10 protein-coding genes and 1 tRNA gene are annotated in these 18,234 nt (G+C 38.3%); 9 read left to right on the top strand and 2 right to left on the bottom strand.

Features of this window, described 5'->3' with window-relative positions:
• Nucleotides 1-363 precede the first annotated feature (363 nt).
• From DHW03_RS06425 to DHW03_RS06410, 4 genes are all read left to right on the top strand, one after another.
• Complete coding sequence (locus tag DHW03_RS06425; RefSeq protein WP_109924869.1) at nt 364-810, top strand: LexA family protein; 447 nt, start codon at nt 364-366, stop codon at nt 808-810.
• On the top strand, nt 788-2,032 hold the full coding sequence (locus DHW03_RS06420) for a Y-family DNA polymerase (RefSeq protein WP_109924868.1): 1,245 nt from the start codon (nt 788-790) through the stop codon (nt 2,030-2,032). The genes DHW03_RS06425 and DHW03_RS06420 overlap by 23 nt, the downstream gene beginning before the upstream one ends.
• A gap of 142 nt (nt 2,033-2,174) precedes the next feature.
• Nucleotides 2,175-2,879 carry an SOS response-associated peptidase gene (locus DHW03_RS06415; RefSeq protein WP_109924867.1) on the top strand — a complete coding sequence of 235 codons (705 nt, stop codon included), beginning with the start codon at nt 2,175-2,177 and terminating at the stop codon, nt 2,877-2,879.
• Nucleotides 2,880-3,958: 1,079 nt separating this feature from the next.
• Entirely contained in the window at nt 3,959-4,861 is a 903-nt protein-coding gene (locus DHW03_RS06410) for a hypothetical protein (RefSeq protein ID WP_133248505.1), read from the top strand.
• A 219-nt stretch (nt 4,862-5,080) separates the two neighbouring features.
• Here the strand turns inward: DHW03_RS06410 and DHW03_RS06405 are convergent.
• A tRNA-Ile gene (locus DHW03_RS06405) sits at nt 5,081-5,154 on the bottom strand.
• Nucleotides 5,155-5,571: 417 nt separating this feature from the next.
• On the opposite strand from DHW03_RS06405, the gene DHW03_RS06400 reads away from it, so the two are divergent.
• From DHW03_RS06400 to DHW03_RS06380, 5 genes are all read left to right on the top strand, one after another.
• Nucleotides 5,572-6,786, top strand: coding sequence for a Pycsar system effector family protein (locus DHW03_RS06400; RefSeq protein ID WP_109924865.1), 1,215 nt, complete (start codon nt 5,572-5,574; stop codon nt 6,784-6,786).
• An 8-nt stretch (nt 6,787-6,794) separates the two neighbouring features.
• On the top strand, nt 6,795-8,828 hold the full coding sequence (gene ppk1, locus DHW03_RS06395; protein ID WP_109924864.1) for a polyphosphate kinase 1: 2,034 nt from the start codon (nt 6,795-6,797) through the stop codon (nt 8,826-8,828).
• A gap of 6 nt (nt 8,829-8,834) precedes the next feature.
• On the top strand, nt 8,835-9,743 hold the full coding sequence (locus DHW03_RS06390; RefSeq protein WP_109924863.1) for an SdiA-regulated domain-containing protein: 909 nt from the start codon (nt 8,835-8,837) through the stop codon (nt 9,741-9,743).
• Between the two features lie 33 nt (nt 9,744-9,776).
• Nucleotides 9,777-13,382, top strand: a complete 3,606-nt coding sequence (locus tag DHW03_RS06385) for a BamA/TamA family outer membrane protein (RefSeq protein ID WP_109924862.1) — start codon at nt 9,777-9,779, stop codon at nt 13,380-13,382.
• A 144-nt stretch (nt 13,383-13,526) separates the two neighbouring features.
• Nucleotides 13,527-15,935, top strand: a complete 2,409-nt coding sequence (locus tag DHW03_RS06380; protein WP_109924861.1) for a GAF domain-containing protein — start codon at nt 13,527-13,529, stop codon at nt 15,933-15,935.
• Between the two features lie 150 nt (nt 15,936-16,085).
• Here the strand turns inward: DHW03_RS06380 and DHW03_RS06375 are convergent, their stop codons facing one another.
• Entirely contained in the window at nt 16,086-18,035 is a 1,950-nt protein-coding gene (locus DHW03_RS06375) for an LTA synthase family protein (RefSeq protein ID WP_109924860.1), read from the bottom strand.
• Nucleotides 18,036-18,234: the final 199 nt, after the last annotated feature.

The following is an 18,234-nucleotide window of genomic DNA, read 5'->3' as shown; positions in this document are numbered from 1 at the left end:
AGCGTTTGAGTTTGTTTGAAAGGGTTAATTTTCTACAAAATAAATAATTTTTTACGCAGGTTGTATTTTTTTATTTAAATAAATGGCATCAGAATTTTTCCCTAGCGGTCGCTCTACCAGCCATCAAGTTTTGATATCCTTACACATATTTTAATCGGCATGTAGTGAAAGGTCAACTAAAATATCAATCACATACAGATAAGATTTGAGCTATTTGCCATCTTTTAAAACAAGTTATAAACAAAAATAAAGATTATTAAATTCATCATTAACAGCCTATTAGCTTTGGTTGTAAGCAAAGTATCCACATCTCTTTATTTTGCTAATATTTTTAGTATTTTTGATCTATAATTCAACCCTGTTATGATTAGAGAACTAGAGATACCCAAAAATAATGTACTTGATACGCTTGACAATCCAGGCCGTGTTTCAGGCTTCATATCTCCCGCAGAGGATTACAAACAAAGAAGATTGCATATTGCACAGCGGATTGTGAGCGATCCAACAAACACTTTTTATTTTGAAGCCGACGACGATCACATGAGGTATTTCGGCATTATGAAAGGCAGCATCATCATTGTAGATAAATCTATCCAAGTAAAATCTGGTATGTTAATCGTTTGCTGCGTAGATGATGAATGGCTTACCCGAAAGCTTCTTGTAAATGGTGCCCATACTTATCTGTGCATTAACGATGGGATGGACGCCTGCATGAACATTACAGGTAAAAACATCACCGTATTTGGAGCAGTTACATGGACCTGTTTACCCCATTCAAATCAGAACCATGTTCGCACTGGCCGATTGTAATAATTTCTATGCAAGCTGCCACAGGCTCTTCGAACCACAGTACAACGGCCTTCCGGTAGTGGTGTTGAGCAATAATGATGGCTGTGTAATTGCCCGTAGCAACGAGGCGAAGGCATGTGGTATTGCAATGGGCGCACCGTTTTTCAAAATTAAATCAGAAATTGAGAAGCACAAGATTGCCGTATTCAGCAGTCACTATACCCTCTACGGAGACATTAGCGCAAGGGTAATGACTAATTTGGCACGGTTTACCCCCGATGTGGAGGTGTACAGCATAGACGAATGCTTTCTGGGTTTAAGTGGTTTCGATAATTTATACGAGTATGGAAAGGAGATTAGAGAAACCGTAATTAAAAATACTGGGATTCCCATTAGCGTGGGCATAGCCCCAACCAAAGTGCTGGCCAAGGTGGCAAATAAAACCTCAAAAAAACACAATGGCGTAATGGTGCTTCAAACCGAAGCACAAATTGCAAATGCCCTTAGCGATTACCCTGTAGAAGATTTATGGGGCGTGGGTAGGCAGTTTGCGCACAAACTGATTAAAGGCGGAATAGAAACAGCCGCACAGTTTAGAGCCTTGCCTATGGATTGGGTGCAGAGCAACATGACCATTGTGGGCTTAAGAATGTGGCGAGAACTTTGGGGCGAAAGTTGCATTCCGCTAAAAACCGTACTCGATCCAAAAAAAGGCATGTGCACCAGCAGAGCCTTCGGAAAATTGACCACAGATTACAACCAACTTAAAGAAGCCACATCAAGTTATGCAGCACGCTTAGGCGTTAAACTCCGACGCGAAAAGCTCTGTGCCAGTGTAATTTCGGTTCGTTTGTTAACCAACAAATTTGGTCCCGAAGCTTTGCAAGCCTACCCAGCCATTACCATCCCCTTAGCCCATCCGGTTAACAACACGGTCAATCTCGTAAACACCGCATTGTTCGGCTTAAAAAAAATTTACCTCCGCGGTTATCTCTTTCAAAAGGTAGAAGTTACCGCCACAGGCTTGCTTCCAGAAACCGAAGTACAGCTGAATATTTTTACGGCATTTAAGGGCGTAAAACACGATCAGGTATCGAAAGTATTAGATCGACTTAATTTACACTATGGCTCAGGAACCTTAAGAATGGCTGGCGAAGGTAAAGCGCAAGAATGGACGATGAAGCGAGAATTTCTAAGACCCAGCTATACAACCAATTGGAACGACATTATAAAAGTTAAATAAGATGGAAGCATTAATCGAATTAATTAAACAGTACTTATTAAAGGAAGCATCAACCCTTAACCAAATTAACGATAAACCTAAGCCTAAAGGCAAGCCGTAAAACTATAGCACTGGTTGGCGTGTTATCCATTAAATGTAAAACATGTGCGCCAGATATACATTAACAGCCGAAGAAAAGGAAATCCTAAAAAGCCATCCACACCAAATTCAAGGTGAGTGGACCCCAAACTATAACCTCGCCATTACACAGAAAGGATTAGTAATTACTGCGGATGAGCCTGACATCATCCAGCAGATGACTTTTGGTATTGTACCTTACTTTGCCGATAGCTTAAAGCTAACGCGCGACACTTGGAACATTAAAAGCGAAACGGCAATGGAAAGCAAGCTCTGGCGGCCACTTTTGGTCAATCATAAAACCTGTTTGGTTATGGCCGATAGCTTTTACGAATGGAAAGAACTTGGGGTAGGCGATAAGCAACCTTACCGCTTTACCGTAAAAGACAGAAAGTTATTCTGTTTCGCAGGTTTATGGTCGCAATGGGTTGATCCTGAAACGAAAGAGAAATTCCGTACCTACGGCATTTTAACAACCGAGGCTAACCCTCTGGTTGCAGAAATACATGCTAAAAAACGCATGTCCGTAATTTTAACCAAAGCCGAAGAAGAAATTTGGTTGAGCAAAACTTTACCGCTTAATACCAAGCTTACTGTGCTCGATACGTTCCCGCAAGAGTTAATGAAACGAGAAATGGTGAGCAAACGCGTTAATGCGGTTTCAACCTTAAAAAAACCAAACAACGATTCCGATTTGTTATTGCCTTTGAATACGGACGAGGATTTGTAAATTCTGCTAGTCGGTATTTGCAATCCCTCAAGCTAGTCGGGATTTGCAAGACCGTCTTGGGAACTAAGGATTTTTAATCCTTTATAAATGATTGTACCAGTGGATTGCAAATCCACAGCTCTATGGACGAGATTTTTTGCTAGTCGGGATTTGCAATCCCGTCTTGGGAACTAAGGATTTTTAATCCTTCATAAATGATTGTATCAGTGGATTGCAAATCCACAGCTCTACGGACGAGATTGCAAATCTCGTCCAGCTTTTGCTAGTCGGGATTTGCAATCCCGTCTTGGGAACTAAGGATTTTTAATCCTTCATAAATACTTGTATCAGTGGATTGCAAATCCACAGCTCTATGGACGAGATTGCAAATCTCGACCAATCTGCTATTCGGGATTTGTAATCCCGTCTTGGGAACTAAGGATTTTTAATCCTTTATAAATGATTGTATCAGTGGATTGCAAATCCACAGCTCTAAGGACGAGATTGCAAATCTCGACCAGCTTTTGCTATTCGGGATTTGTAATCCCGTCTTGGGAACTAAGGATTTTTAATCCTTCATAAATACTTATATCAGTGGATTGCGATCCACAGCTCTATGGACGAGATTGCCAACCTCGACCAATCTGCCAGTCGGGATTTGCAATCCCGTCTTGGGAACTAAGGATTTTTAATCCTTCATAAATGATTGTATTAGTGGATTGCAAATCCACAGCTCTACGGACGAGATTGCAAATCTCGACCAGCTTTTGCTAGTCGGGATTTGCAATCCCGTCTTGGGAACTAAGGATTTTTAATCCTTCATAAATGATTGTGTTAGTGGATTGCAAATCTCGACCAGCTTTTGCTAGTCGGGATTTGTAATCCCGTCTTGGGAACTAAGGATTTTTAATCCTTCATAAATACTTATATCAGTGGATTGCGATCCACAGCTCTATGGACGAGATTGCCTATCTCCACCAAATCTGCTAATCGGGATTTGCAATTCCGTCTTTTTAAATGCTGTCTTTTTATCAATTATCTTGATAGTTTGGAAAAGGATGTTCAAATTCGTCATTGGAAATCAACCCCTTAGAAACACCATGAGCATCAAAAAAAATAGATTACGCGTATTAACGCCATCCAGAATTGTAGCACCTATTTTTATGATGCTATGCTTTCTTAAAGGTGCAGATGCGCAGAATACCGTAACCAAAGTTATTCCGGCAGAACTCAGCGAAATCTCAGGCTTGGTGATCTCTAAAAACAACCTTTTTTACGTACATAACGATAGCGGAGACACCTCGCGCATCTTTGCCATGGATGCCAAAGGCAATTTGGTATCTACAATATACTTTAAGGGCGATCCATCGATAAAACAACTTGGCGTTGCCGATTGCGAAGACATCGCTGCTGGCCCTGGCCCAATAAAAAATAAGAGTTATATCTATTTAGGCGACATCGGAGACAACGCCTCTAATCGTCCTTATGTTACCGTATATAGATTGCCAGAGCCGAGCAACTTTACCAAGAAGATGCAAATCGTAGGAGAAGCAATCCATCTAAAATATCCAAATGGACCGCAAGATGCCGAAACACTGATGGTTGATCCCATTACGAATGAGCTTCTCATCATATCCAAACGACAAGATACAGTTGGCATTTATTCGGCATCACTAAAGTTTAAAAAAAATGATACCGTTACCATGAAAAAGCAAGGCGGTCTTTTTCTTCCAGGCAAAGGTTTGCTGAAGTATATTGTTGCAGGTGATATCTCCCGTGATGGGCAGCAAATCATCATAAAAACTTATACGACTGTGTATTATTGGTTAAGAAAGGGAAACGAACCAATTGCTGAAACCTTAAAACGGACGCCCACAAAACTACCCTACACACTAGAGCGACAAGGGGAGGCCATTGGTTTTACTCCAGATGGAAAGTCATACTACTGCATAAGCGAAGGAAAAAACGCTATAATTTACAAGTATGCGCTCCCTGCTAAATGAAATTAGACATTCTTAATTAAGAAAAAATCTAAGAGCCCCGCCTTTCATACCTTACACAACTTAGGGGGTTCAAATTAAATGTTCTCAAAAAACTAATTTTAACTAATAAATCACCTCAACCATTAAGTTTTTCTAACTTATACCCATCAGCCAAAAAACTACCATCAATCAAAAATTAAAATCCACAAAAAAACCCTCCAGTTTTCACTGAAGGGTTTGTGGGCCCAGCTGGGCTCGAACCAGCGACCAAAAGATTATGAGTCTTCTACTCTAACCAACTGAGCTATAGGCCCCGGAAAAAACATTTGTTTTTTGCGAGTGCAATGTTACAAATTTGCATTCAAATTTCGAAAAAGATTTGCCCTAAAAATTAAATAAATATAAATAATAACTCATTTTCAATAGATTATAAGTTAAATCAAATTTAATTTGGCACAGCATAAACCTATTTGCCCTTTCATTGTTTATCGTTAAAACAAAATAAAGGAGCAGAAATAATAAGTTTTTCAGGCAATTAAAACCACAGTCAGCATACAAGCCAACACATAACTCAAAAGTAAAATAGTAGCGTATAAACTGATTGATGCAAGATGTGCTTAATATTTTATGAAATTTAGCTTAATTTTAACCTCAATCAGAAAATTATCCTCAGATTAGATTCAAAATGACATCATTCCCCATTACCCCAAACATTTTCAACACATATGCTCATGAATTATAAGCAACTCCAAGAAGATGTAGAGCAACACGTAAGCCAATACTTCGATACCCACAGCGATCCACGATTGGTTTACCACAACTATAAACACACCAAAGAAGTAGTTAACGCAGCACAGCAAATTGCCAATCACTATCAACTTAGCGAAGAAGATTTCTTTGTAGTTACCGTTGCGGCCTATTTTCACGATACCGGATACTTTGAAGACGCGCTAAACCACGAAGCAAAAGGCGCAGAACTGGCAGAAGAGTACCTAAGCAAGCACAAAGTGAACGCAGAAATTAGAAAAAGCGTAAGCGAAGCCATCTTGAGCACCAAAATCCCACAAAAGCCAAATACCCAGCTCGATAAAATTTTATGCGATGCAGACCTTTTTCATTTAGGACTGTCAGATTTTAGAGAAAAAGGCAAATTGATGCACAAAGAAGTAGAGCAGATTTATAAAAAAGACATCAATAAAAAAGAATGGCGCAAGAAAGACATCCAATTTATGGAGTCGCACCATTACCATACCGATTATGCCGCATTATTGCTTAACGATCAGAAACAGAAAAACATCGAAAAGCTTAAAAGCAAGCTAACCTCACAAGAAGTAATCGCCACAGAGATTGCAGAACCCAAAAACTTTGCCCCAGAAGTGGTAAAAAACGGCAATAAAAAATCTAAAGATAGCAGACCCGATAAAGGCATAGAAACCATGTTCAGGATTACATCGGCAAACAACCAGCGCCTGAGCGATATGGCCGATAACAAAGCACACATCCTCATCACCGTTAACTCCATTATGTTGTCCTTAATCGTAAGTTTGCTTTTAAGGCGGTTAGAAGATCATGGGAACCTTATTATCCCAACCTTTATCCTCCTAATGGTAAGTTTAACCTGTGTGGTGGTATCTATATTGTCAACCCGTCCATCCATCCCAAAGGGAGAATTTACCCAAGAAGATATGGACAACAAAAAAGTAAACCTGCTTTTCTTCGGTAACTTTTATAAAATGAGTTTGCCAAGCTATACCGATGGCATGGTTAAGGTAATGAACGATAAAGATTTCTTGTATGGAACATTAATAACCGATGTGTACTCGCAGGGCGTTGTTTTGGGGAGAAAATACAAGCTCATCCGTTTAGCCTACAATATTTTTATGTTTGGTTTAATAGCAGCCGTATTTGCATTTGTTATCGCATACGCCGTTTACGGTAAACTTTAATCACCCAAATGATTGCAACATCCCTTTTTAACAGAGATTTAAGCTGGTTAAAATTTAACGAACGAATTTTGGCCGAAGCCGAAACAAATACCGTTCCCTTATTGGAGCGAATAAAATTTCTGTCTATTTTTTCATCCAATCTAGATGAATTTTACCGCGTGCGGATGCCAGTTCTTTTAGCCTTGCAGAAGCTGAGCAATAAAGACAATAACGATATACAAATCGCTGATGATCTGTTGGTTACCGCCAATCAGCTCATTGCCAGTCAGCAACAGCGCTATGGGCAAGTCCTAAAAACCGATATCATTCCACAGCTCAAGCAGAACCACATCAACCTGATTTATGCAGAGCCATTTCCCGAAGAGATTGAAGAAGAAGTAAACCGATACTTTTTAAGTCAGGTAATGGCATTTTTGCAACCTGTGTATGTAGATGAAAAAACAGATTTCTTCCCATCCAATAACGAGCTTTATTTTTTAATCAACCTTAAAAATGGATCAAAAAATAAGGTGGTCATTTTAAATATTCCATCGAACGAGCTCCCACGCTTTTTAAAAATTGAGCAGGATAAGCAAACCTTTATTGTTTTTCTAGACGATATTTTGCGCCACCACCTGCATCAGGTTTTTCCTCACGATGAAGTGTTAGGCTGCTTTAGTTTTAAGGTAACTAGAGATGCGGAGATTGATTTAAAAGACGAATATTCGGGTAACCTATCCGATCAGTTAGAGAAGCAACTCCTCAAAAGAGATTTCGGCTTGGCAACCCGTTTCCTGCATCAACCAGGCATCCCAGCACCCATTCTAGATCTACTTAAAAAGCTTTTCAATTTAAAGAAAGCGAATATGGTAGAAGGTGGGCAATACCATAATCTTAAAGATTTGATGGCATTTCCAGTAAATGTTCCTAATCTATCAAACGATAAATGGTCGAAAATATGCAATACCGATGCAATAGGAGGAACCCTAACCGAAGAGATTTATAAAAACGACATCATCATCCATACGCCTTACCAAAGTTACGATAGCATTTTGCGTTTCTTTAATGAAGCCGCAATTGATGAAAGCGTAGAAGAAATTTGTGTAACCCTTTACCGTGTAGCCAGCGATTCTAAAATTGTAAACGCCCTAATCAGCGCAGCCAAAAATGGCAAAAAAGTTTCCGTTTTGGTCGAATTAAAAGCCCGATTTGATGAAGCCAACAACATTAAGTGGGCAAAAAAAATGAAGGCCGTAGGTGTAGAAATTATTTACAGCGTAACCGCACTAAAAGTACATGCAAAAGTAGCCCTCGTTAAAAGAAAAATTGGAGATAGAACCCGCAATGTTGGCCTCTTTGCCACAGGAAATTTTAACGAAAGTACAGCAGCATTTTATACCGATCATATTTTAATGACGGCCAATAAAGATATGCTTCGCGAAGTGGAGTTGCTATTCATTTTTCTGCGAAAGAGGGTAAAGCCCACCTCCGCCGATTTAATCAAATTCCAACACCTCTTGGTCGCACAGTTTAATCTTCAGTCAGCATTTATCAATCTAATCGATCGAGAAATTGAACATGCCAAAGCAGGTAAGCCGGCACACATTACCATTAAAATGAACAACCTCGAAGAAAAAGTTTTAATCAACAAACTTTACGAGGCATCAGAGGCAGGCGTAAAAATTGAAATGATTGTTCGAAGCATTTGCAGGTTAATTCCAGGCGTAAAGGGCATGAGCGAGAACATTCGCATAACCAGAATTGTCGATCGTTATTTAGAGCATGGCCGAATTTTCGTCTTTCATAATTTAGGCAAAGAAGAGGTGTATTTAGGCTCGGCAGATTGGATGAACAGAAACATTTACCGCCGAATAGAAGTATGCTTTCCCATTTATGATGAGCGCATTAAAGCCGAAATTTTAGAAATTATGAATATCCAAAAACAGGATAACATCCAAGCTGTTATTATAAACGAGCAAATGGAAAATATCCCTGTAAAAAAAGGAAAAGTTCCTTTTCAATCTCAAAAGGAAATTTATCAGTATCTAAAAAACAAAATTTAACACCTTATGAAAATTACAAAAATCACCATATCCTTACTATTTGTATTAACGGCTATTGCTTTTTTCGGTATTTCTTGTGTAAATGCAGAACATAAAGACAAGAATGAAGATACTGCCTCAAACTCGCTGCAACCAAAAGGCGATTTGCCGTATGATTTGGAAAATCCTGTAAAATACAACATGCCACAAAATCTTTTTGAAATATCAGGCATCGTGTTTCACAATGGAGATGCGAAAGAAGTTTTTGCCATACAAGATGAAGATGGGGATGTATTTCATTTGGGCTTAAGCGATAAGAAATCGAAGTTCACAAAATTTGGAGGTAAAGGCGATTATGAAGATGTAACCATCATCAAAAACCACGTCGTGGTACTAAAAAGCAACGGCGAGCTGCACACCTTCCCAATTTCCGAAATCAATAAACCAGAAGCCGGAAATGTAATTAAAACCAAAGATTTGGTACCAAAAGCAGAATATGAAGGCTTAGCAGCAGATGAAAAAACAGGCTTAATTTACATCTTAACCAAAGACAGTAAAGGCGATTCAAAAGCAAAAGAATCAAGCATTTACGCCTTTAGTTTTGCGGCAGACGGCAGCTTCAAAGCAAGCGGAACATTTGGTTTATCACATAAAGATATTGCTGCATCAGCAGGAAGCGATAAAACCAGATTCCGCCCATCAGCCTTAGCTAAAAACTTGAAAACCAACGAGTGGTACATCCTTTCTTCCGTAAATAAACTATTGGTGGTAACCGATGAAAACTTTAAAGTTAAAGCAACTTACCCATTAAATGGAAGTTTATTTAACCAACCCGAAGGTATTGCATTCGATAACAATAACAACCTTTACATCTCAAACGAAGGCGGAACATTAGCCGCCGGAAATATTTTAATGTTTAAAAATAAGAAACCGTAAATTAGCTTTACGATCATTGATAAATGCCCTGCTATGATTAAAAATTTTACCCTATTTTCAATTTTACTATTATTTTTTTTCACTGCATCGGCACAAAAAGATGTTAAGTACCGAGTAATTTTATTCGGCGATGCAGGCGAAATGAATACTGCACAAATGCAGGATTTAAAAAATGCCGCCAAACAAATCATCCCTAAAAAAACGACAGTAGTTTATCTCGGCGATAACATTTACCCCACAGGGATGGGCTTGCCAGGCAGTTTAGAAGAGGAGGATACTAAAAAAATCCTTCAATCGCAGTTCGAGCCAATGCGCAAAATGGGCGCTGCGGTTTATTTTATTCCGGGTAACCACGATTGGGATAAATCAGGACCAAAAGGATTGGCTAAAATTAAAGCACAAGATGATTTTTTAAAAGCGCAAAACGATCCATTGCTTAAATTGATACCCCAAAATGGTTGTCCAGATCCCGTTGCCATCCAACTTACCGATAAATTAACCATCATCGCGTACGATAGCGAATGGTGGTTGTTCCCCTATAACAAACAAAATCCAAATGGCGAATGCGATTGCAATACCAAGGACGAGGTTTTAGTAAAAATGGAAGACCTCCTAGAACAAAATAAAGGCAAAGTTATTTTGTTGGCTTCGCATCACCCGTTTCAAAGTTACGGGCCACACGGTGGATACTTCAATCTTCGCAATCACCTGTTTCCATTAACTTCCTTAAACAAAAATTTATACATCCCATTGCCTGTTTTAGGCTCGGTATATCCAATTTTAAGGTCAACCTTACTCAGTCCTGAAGATTTAAACCATCCTGCCTATAAAGATCTCATCAAATCTGTAAATGGTGTTTTTGGCGATTACCCAAATGTTACCTATGTATCCGGGCACGAACATGGTTTGCAATTAATAAAAAGCAAACAACTCCAAATTGTAAGTGGTTCTGGATCAAAGGTTTCGCCCAACAAGGAAGGTAAAAATTCCCTATTCCACGAAATGCAGCAAGGCTATGTGGTTGCAGATCAGTTGATGAACAATGATATGCGCTACGAGTATTATATTTATGCCGACTCTGGCGTGCAACGCGTTTTCAGCTACACCAAAAAATTCGAAACCATCACTCAAAAGGCGAGAAACCGAGATAAGCCAATTTTAGCCGACAGCATAACCATCAGAATAAAACCCGAATACGATAGTGTAGGCCGTTTCCACAGATATATATTTGGCGAAAATTACCGTAAAGAATATGCACAGAAAACCACCGTTCCCGTTTTAAGGATATCTAAACTTTTTGGAGGGTTAAAAGCCACCCAACGCGGAGGAGGTAATCAATCACGTTCGCTTCGTTTAGAAGATAAAAACGGCAAGGAATACGTGCTTCGAAGCGTAGAAAAGTTTCCCGAAGTGCTTCTGCCCGCACAATTGCGAGAAACCTTTGCTAAAGACATCATTAAGGACAACATGTCTGCCCAACATCCATTTTCTGCCTTAGTGGTTCCAGAATTAGCAAAAGCAGGCGGAGTGCCACATACCAACCCAATTATTGGTTGGGTATCGCCAGATGATAATTTAGGCGAATTTGAACCCGCTTTTGCAAATACCCTTTGTCTTTTAGAAGAAAGAGAACCCACAGGCGAATCGGATAGCTCGCCAAAAATGGATAAAAAACTAACTGATGATAACGACAACACACTAGATGGGCCAGCTTGGCTTCGCGCCAGAGCCTTGGATGTATTGCTCGGAGATTGGGATAGGCACGAAGATCAATGGCGATGGAAAGAAACCAAAAAAGATGGAGGCTCCCGTTACAGCCCAATTCCAAGAGATCGAGATCAAGTTTTCTTCCGGTCAGACGGTAAATTACAACGTTTTACCCAAAGCTCTTCGCTACTGCCAATGATGCAAGGCTACGAACGTAAAATTCAAAATATCGATTGGTTTTTGTGGGAAGGAAGAGAACTCAGCAGCCGTTGGACAGCCGACATTGATGAAAAAGAATGGGATGAGATTATAAAAGATTTCTGTGCGAATTATAACGATGCAGTATTCGAAAAAGCATTGAAAAAACTCCCAGAGCCTAGTTATTCGCTTCATCACGATGAGCTTTTGGCTCAAATGAGAACAAGGATTGAGATGTTGCCAAAACTGATGAACGATTACTATCATTTCTTCAATCGCATTGTAGATATAGAAGTAACCAATAAAAATGAATTGATACACATTGCTGATGCGCCCGATAATGGTATGGCCATCAAAATCAATAAAATATCCAAAGAAGGAAACATCAAAGAAGAGCTGTACAATCGCGTTTTCGATCCGAAGATAACCAAAGAAATTCGTGTTTACATGCACAATGGCAACGATAGTTTAATTTTGAACAACAAAACCTCAAAAATTAAATTGCGCATTATTGGCGGCAAAGGCACCAAATATTATGATTTTGAAAACAGCAATGCCTCTGTAACGCTCTATGGACGAAAAGATAAGGCTACTTATAAAGGTGAGGATGCAGATCGGGTGAGAAAGATCATCTCTAACGATACCTCAAACTTCAGCTACATTCCAAAAGACATGTATAAGAGAGCCTCATTAAACTTAAATGCAGGTTTCAATAACGATGATGGATTATTATTGGGCTTGGTGTACAAGCAAACCAACCCAGGCTTTAGGAAACAACCGTATGGCAATTCGCAAACCGTTTCATTTCTGCATTCATTTTCTACCTCAGCATTTAGGTTTAACTACAGAGGCGAGTGGCTCAAGGCATTGGGTAAAGGCGATTTTATTTTGAAAGCCGATGCCTATGCACCCAACAATACACAAAACTTTTTTGGTTTGGGTAACGATACCCGCTTCGATGAGCATGGCGATGAAATTAGATACTACAGAACAAGATTCAACCTCTATCAAATAGACCCCTTAATGCGTTGGAGAAGACCGAAATCAACCTTCAGTTTCGGGCCATCTTTACAATACTATAAGCTCGATGCAGATGATAATAACGGTCGCTTCATTAGAAACACAGCACAACTCCACTCATCAGATAGTTTAACCATTGATAATGAGAAGATGTTTGCCGGTGCTATTGTAAACTTTACCAACAACACCCGCGACAACGACTTACTACCAACACTTGGCAGTTATGTCGATTTTAAATTGGTCGGTTACAAAGGCATCAATAAATATTCAAATTCATTCGGACAATTAACCGCCAGCATTTCGCTGTATAAAAACTTAGATGGTAGGAAAGCATTTATCTTGGCAGATCGTTTTGGAGGAGGGGTAACCGTTGGAAAACCAGCCTTTTACCAAGCGCTTTATCTTGGTGGGCAGGGGAATTTGCTAGGCTATCGCCAATTTAGGTTTGCAGGAGAGCATATGTTCTACAACAATTTAGAACTGAGGGCTAAAATAGGCGATTTGGTCAGTTATATCTTACCCGGACAAGTTGGCTTATTGGGTTTTTATGATGTAGGGAGAGTTTGGAAACGGGATGAAGCCTCTACCACTTGGCACCATGGAGTAGGTGGGGGGGTGTATTTCGCTCCGGCATCACTCACAGTTGTGCGATTTGTTATGGGACACTCCACAGATGGTTGGTATCCATACGTTTCTATAAATTTTAGGTACTAAATTTGTGTAACATACTTATAGAGAGATTATCCAAGTATTACGTTTATCAGACTAATTTTATTTTAACCTGTATGTATCTTTGTAGAATAATCATCCAGTAAGCATATTCACCCTATAATTCACATCCCATAATAAACAAATACAATGAACACCAATGTAATACAGATTAATAAAAACGAATGTATTCATTGCCAGGTGGAATCCAATCTGTCATTCCGCCCACTTGTTGAATACCTCAAAACCAGATTGAAAACCGAGCAATCTGTAAAATCAGAGTTTTATAGGTTTTTGTTAGAAAAAATTGAGAAAAATGAAGCGCTTCTAGGCAACATTCCGGCAGAAGAATTATCGAAATATCAAGATACATTAGAATTAATTTTTACCATTCTAACCCCTTTGATGGCAAATGAAGATGATCTTTATTGGGCCCTGAGTACGCCAATTCCCGATCAGATTTTCTTTAGTACAAACGCATTTTACAACTTTTTTAAAGATCACGATCCTAAAAACAAAGTATCAAAAGATAACGAGCCCGTAGAAAAAAAGCAGTTGAAATTTATTTATAACCTAATTTTAGGTCGTTTCTATAATTTCAGTTCCGTATTAAAAAACGAGATCATCTATGCCCATATCGATACCGAAACTAAGTTAACTTCGTACTATAACATCCAAACCGATACTAAATTTGTAGAAATTTTACACAAAGGCGATTTGCCTGAAATTAATTTTGAAGAGCTTGGTCAGCATTTCCAAGACAATTCAGAGTTAGAATATTTAACAGAAGTTTTGCCACTATCAAACTTCCTCTTTGAAGGTTTCAGCGTAATTTCGATTACCGATGTTACCCTTCAACATGCAATTGATGGCATTAGAGATGCCTTGGTTAACCATAATTATCAAACCGAAGCCTATACCCATGTTATACAAGCCCTAAAAACATTGGGTGGAAATGGAAACCTAGAATTTGGTTTAATGCCATTTTTAACCGTTAACAAAAAGCTGGTATTTGACAATAAAGAGTTTTCTCAAAGCATGCTCATCAATTCGGCAAAGGCATCCAATTTGGAAGAAGAGGTATTCTATTCACTGGTAGATAAGTATAAAGAAAACCCAAGAGCCATTTTTGTCAGTTCTATTAACGACGATCAAATTGATAAAGACCCGTTTTTACGCGTGTTAAAAGCAGCAGGTGTTTGTTCTTATTCGGTATTGCCAGTTTATTACAATACTCAATTAGCGGGTGTTTTAGAAGTATATTCGAGCAAAGAAGTTTTGGTTGATGATAAATTATTATCCAGGTTGCGTCCCGCAATGCCACTTATCGGCCAACTTTTTCAGTACAGCATAGAAGAATTTGATGCCAAAATGGACGAAGTTTTGATGGATAAATTCACTGCGCTTCAACCCTCTGTAGAATGGAAGTTTAACGAAGCCATTTGGCATTTCCTTCAGCAAAACAAAAATAAAAGCTACCATAAATTAAAGGAGATAGAAACCGTTACCTTTAAACACATGTACCCATTATTTGGGGCTATTGATATTCGTAACTCAACCGTCGAGCGTAATAAGGCCTTGAAAGACGATATGGAAATTCAGCTGAACAGCCTTATCTCGACTTTAAAAGCCATTCGCAAGCATGTTTATTTAGAGCTAACCGATAAGTTGTTGTTCAATTGTAAGGATTGGATTAAACGCATCTGTGATTTTGCATCATCAAACGAAGAAAATTTACTAAAAGAGTTTTTAGAGTCAGAAGTTTACCCATTTTTATCCATCATAAAAGGGAATTATCCAAAAACTGCCGACATCATTGAAAAATATTTTGAAGTTATTGTTCCTGAAACGGGCGATGGTTTCAAAAATAGACGTCAACTGGAAGTTTCTATGCAGTTGATCAACACCGAAGTGAGTCAGTATTTAGAAACCGCTCAGCAAAATCTTCAAAGCTCTTATCCTTGTTATTTTGCCAAGTTTAGAACAGATGGTGTAGAGTACGACATTTATATCGGTCAAGAAATTGCACCAGATAAGCCATTCGATTTGATGTATTTAAAAAACATCCGCTTATGGCAATTAACATCCATGGTAGAGATTGCTCGCCTGTCTAAAGGCTTAATAGGCGAAATGCCAAGACCATTAGAAACCACACATTTGATATTTATCCACTCTAATGCAATTGATATTAGCTTTAGAAACGATGAGCGTAGATTTGATGTGGAAGGAGCGTATAATATTCGTTATGAGGTAGTTAAAAAGCGCATTGATAAAGTTTTAATCAAAAACAAAAATGAGCGTTTAACACAACCCCATAAAATTTCTATGGTTTACTTCAATGCCGAAGAAGCAAAAGAATACATGGAATACATCACCTACATGCAAGATCAAGGTTTGCTAAACGATGATTTAGAACTTTTGGAATTGGATGAGTTGCAAGGTGTTTCGGGCTTAAAAGCTTTAAGAGTTGGCGTTAAATACGTTACGGAGAAGAAACCCAAAGAAATTAAACCCATTGATGTGGATTTGATTGAAAGGGAACTTCAAAAACAATTGTAGAAAACCTTCATACCCCCCCCCTAAAAAATATAACCTCGCAGTTTCTATAAGCTGCGGGGTTTTCTTTAATGCTGAATTTATTTCAGCACCTTAATGGATGTTGATTTGCTTTTAGTTTTCAACGGCATTCGAAAAATTAAACAATTCAGTCTATTTGTACCTTAGTTTACCATCTCTAAACAAATCGAAAGCAGTTTGATAATTCGCAATACCCTGATTTACAATTTTCTTTGGTAAAGCAAAGGGTTTCTGTTCGTTTTTACTTTTGTTATACAGGTAGGTGTCAATCTTTCTATGCGGACTCAAAATAACCAAACTATCGCCTTTCATGTAAACCAATTTCTGGTAAGTGCCTAAAAAAACCCGTGATTCATATTTCTGATCCAGTACATTTTTCCCATAAAATTCACTGGTATAATTCCAACCCAATAAACTCCACAAGGTAGGGAACAAATCAATTTGAGAAGTCATTTTTGAAATGTTCCTATTTTCGGTGTTTTTCAAATTTAAGATCATACAGGGAATTTGATACTTAGAAATATCAATTTCGTTCTTACCAGCACTGCTGGCGCAATGGTCAGCAACGATGATGATTACCGTGTTTTTAAACCAAGGTTTCTTTTTAATCTGATCTATAAACTGCCCAATGGCAAAATCGGTATATTTAACAGCACCCTCTCTGCTGCCAGAAGGAATATCTATCTTGTTATTTGGGAAAGTAAAGGGTCGGTGGTTGGAGGTAGTCATAATAAAATTGTTAAACAACTGACCTTTTTTATATTTCTCATCCGCATCTTTAATGACCACATTAAAAATATCCCCATCGCAAATTCCCCATGCATTTTCGAAAGTAACTGCATCGTCTGATATTAAGGTTCTGGTACCATCGTAAGTTTCATTCAATAACTTTCTTCCCCGATCAACAATGTTGTAACCATTATTGCCGAAGAAATGATTCATGTTATCAAAATATCCATCACCACCATAAAAAAAAGTGTTCACATAGCCCTTTTCCTCAAATACATGCCCAACAGTGTAGAGGTGCTCATTATCCATGCGCCTAACTATACTGCTTCCTGGCGTAGGCGGGATGCCCAACGTTAGAGCTTCCATGCCTCTAACGGTCCGGGTTCCGGTTGCATACATATTGCTAAAGAAAACGCTGTGGTTGGCAAAAGAATCAAGCCTTGGCGTAATGTTTTGTGTATTGCCATAATGCGCCAAAAAATCGGCACTTAAACTTTCCACTGTAATCGTAATTACGTTAGGTTTATAGGCAGAATCTGTTCCTTTTAAGTTTCTTAAAATAGAAAAGCGATCATTTTTGAAGCTCGAATTGCTTTCGGTAAGTTCTTTCCTAACCAATGCAAAAGCATCTTTGTTGGCAATTAAGCTGTAAAAATCGTGGTAGTTTAATTCGTTGTTTTTAAAGGCAGCGAAGAAAGAATAGATACCCGCTTTACTAAGTTCATTTGTATATCGATTATTACCCTGTTCTGCCCAGTTATTTTTAACAATGAATAAAAAAAGCAATGCCGGTACAACGGTTAAAGTAGCATATAACAATCTGTTTTTAAATCGATTATGGCTTTTAAAACTGCTGCTGAAAATTTTGAGTTTATAAAAAAGATAAGTAAGGCCTAAAGCAATTAACAAGATTCCGCCAACCAGTAGGGGTAAAGGATAAGATTCGTTAATGTTATGAATCACCTCATAGGTATAGATGAGATAATCTACCGCAATAAAATTAAATCGGCTCTCAAATTCTTGCCAAAACGTAAGTTCAGCAAAGAAAGAAAAAAGGGTAATGACTAAGAATAGAAAAAATATAGAAAGTGTTAAAACGCGATTCCACTTTTTAACATAAAAGCGATGAGGGATTACCAACAGATATATGGAGTAAAGGGTGGTTAGGATTAATCCAGTGCCCAAGTCGAAAAGAAACCCAACCAGGTAAAATCTCATAACCTCTAAAAATTGAAATTCTGCCTTTTGCGCTGCAGAAACAAATAAAATTGTTCGGATGATGAAAGAAAATACGATGAAATAAATTAAGAAACCCAATAGAATTGAGTATCTGCCCTTAAATATTTGGTTCATTAATTGTTTGGATTTGCGCTAATGTACAAATTGATTCTGAAGAAATGCTGAAGATGATGATAGCAGGGTTTTGGTTTTAATGAAAATGCGGGCGTACAAAAATATTTTTTAAAATTCGTCCTTTCAATTTTGTCTCTCATTTGTAAAACGTCGATGAAGATTATTTAAACTCAATATTTGCCACTGAAACACAGAATAT

This window comes from Pedobacter yonginensis (assembly GCF_003173595.1).
Taxonomy (GTDB): Bacteria; Bacteroidota; Bacteroidia; order Sphingobacteriales; family Sphingobacteriaceae; genus Pedobacter; species Pedobacter yonginense.
The sequence above is the reverse complement of the archived record's forward strand: the minus strand, read 5'-3'. Positions and strand labels throughout refer to the sequence as shown.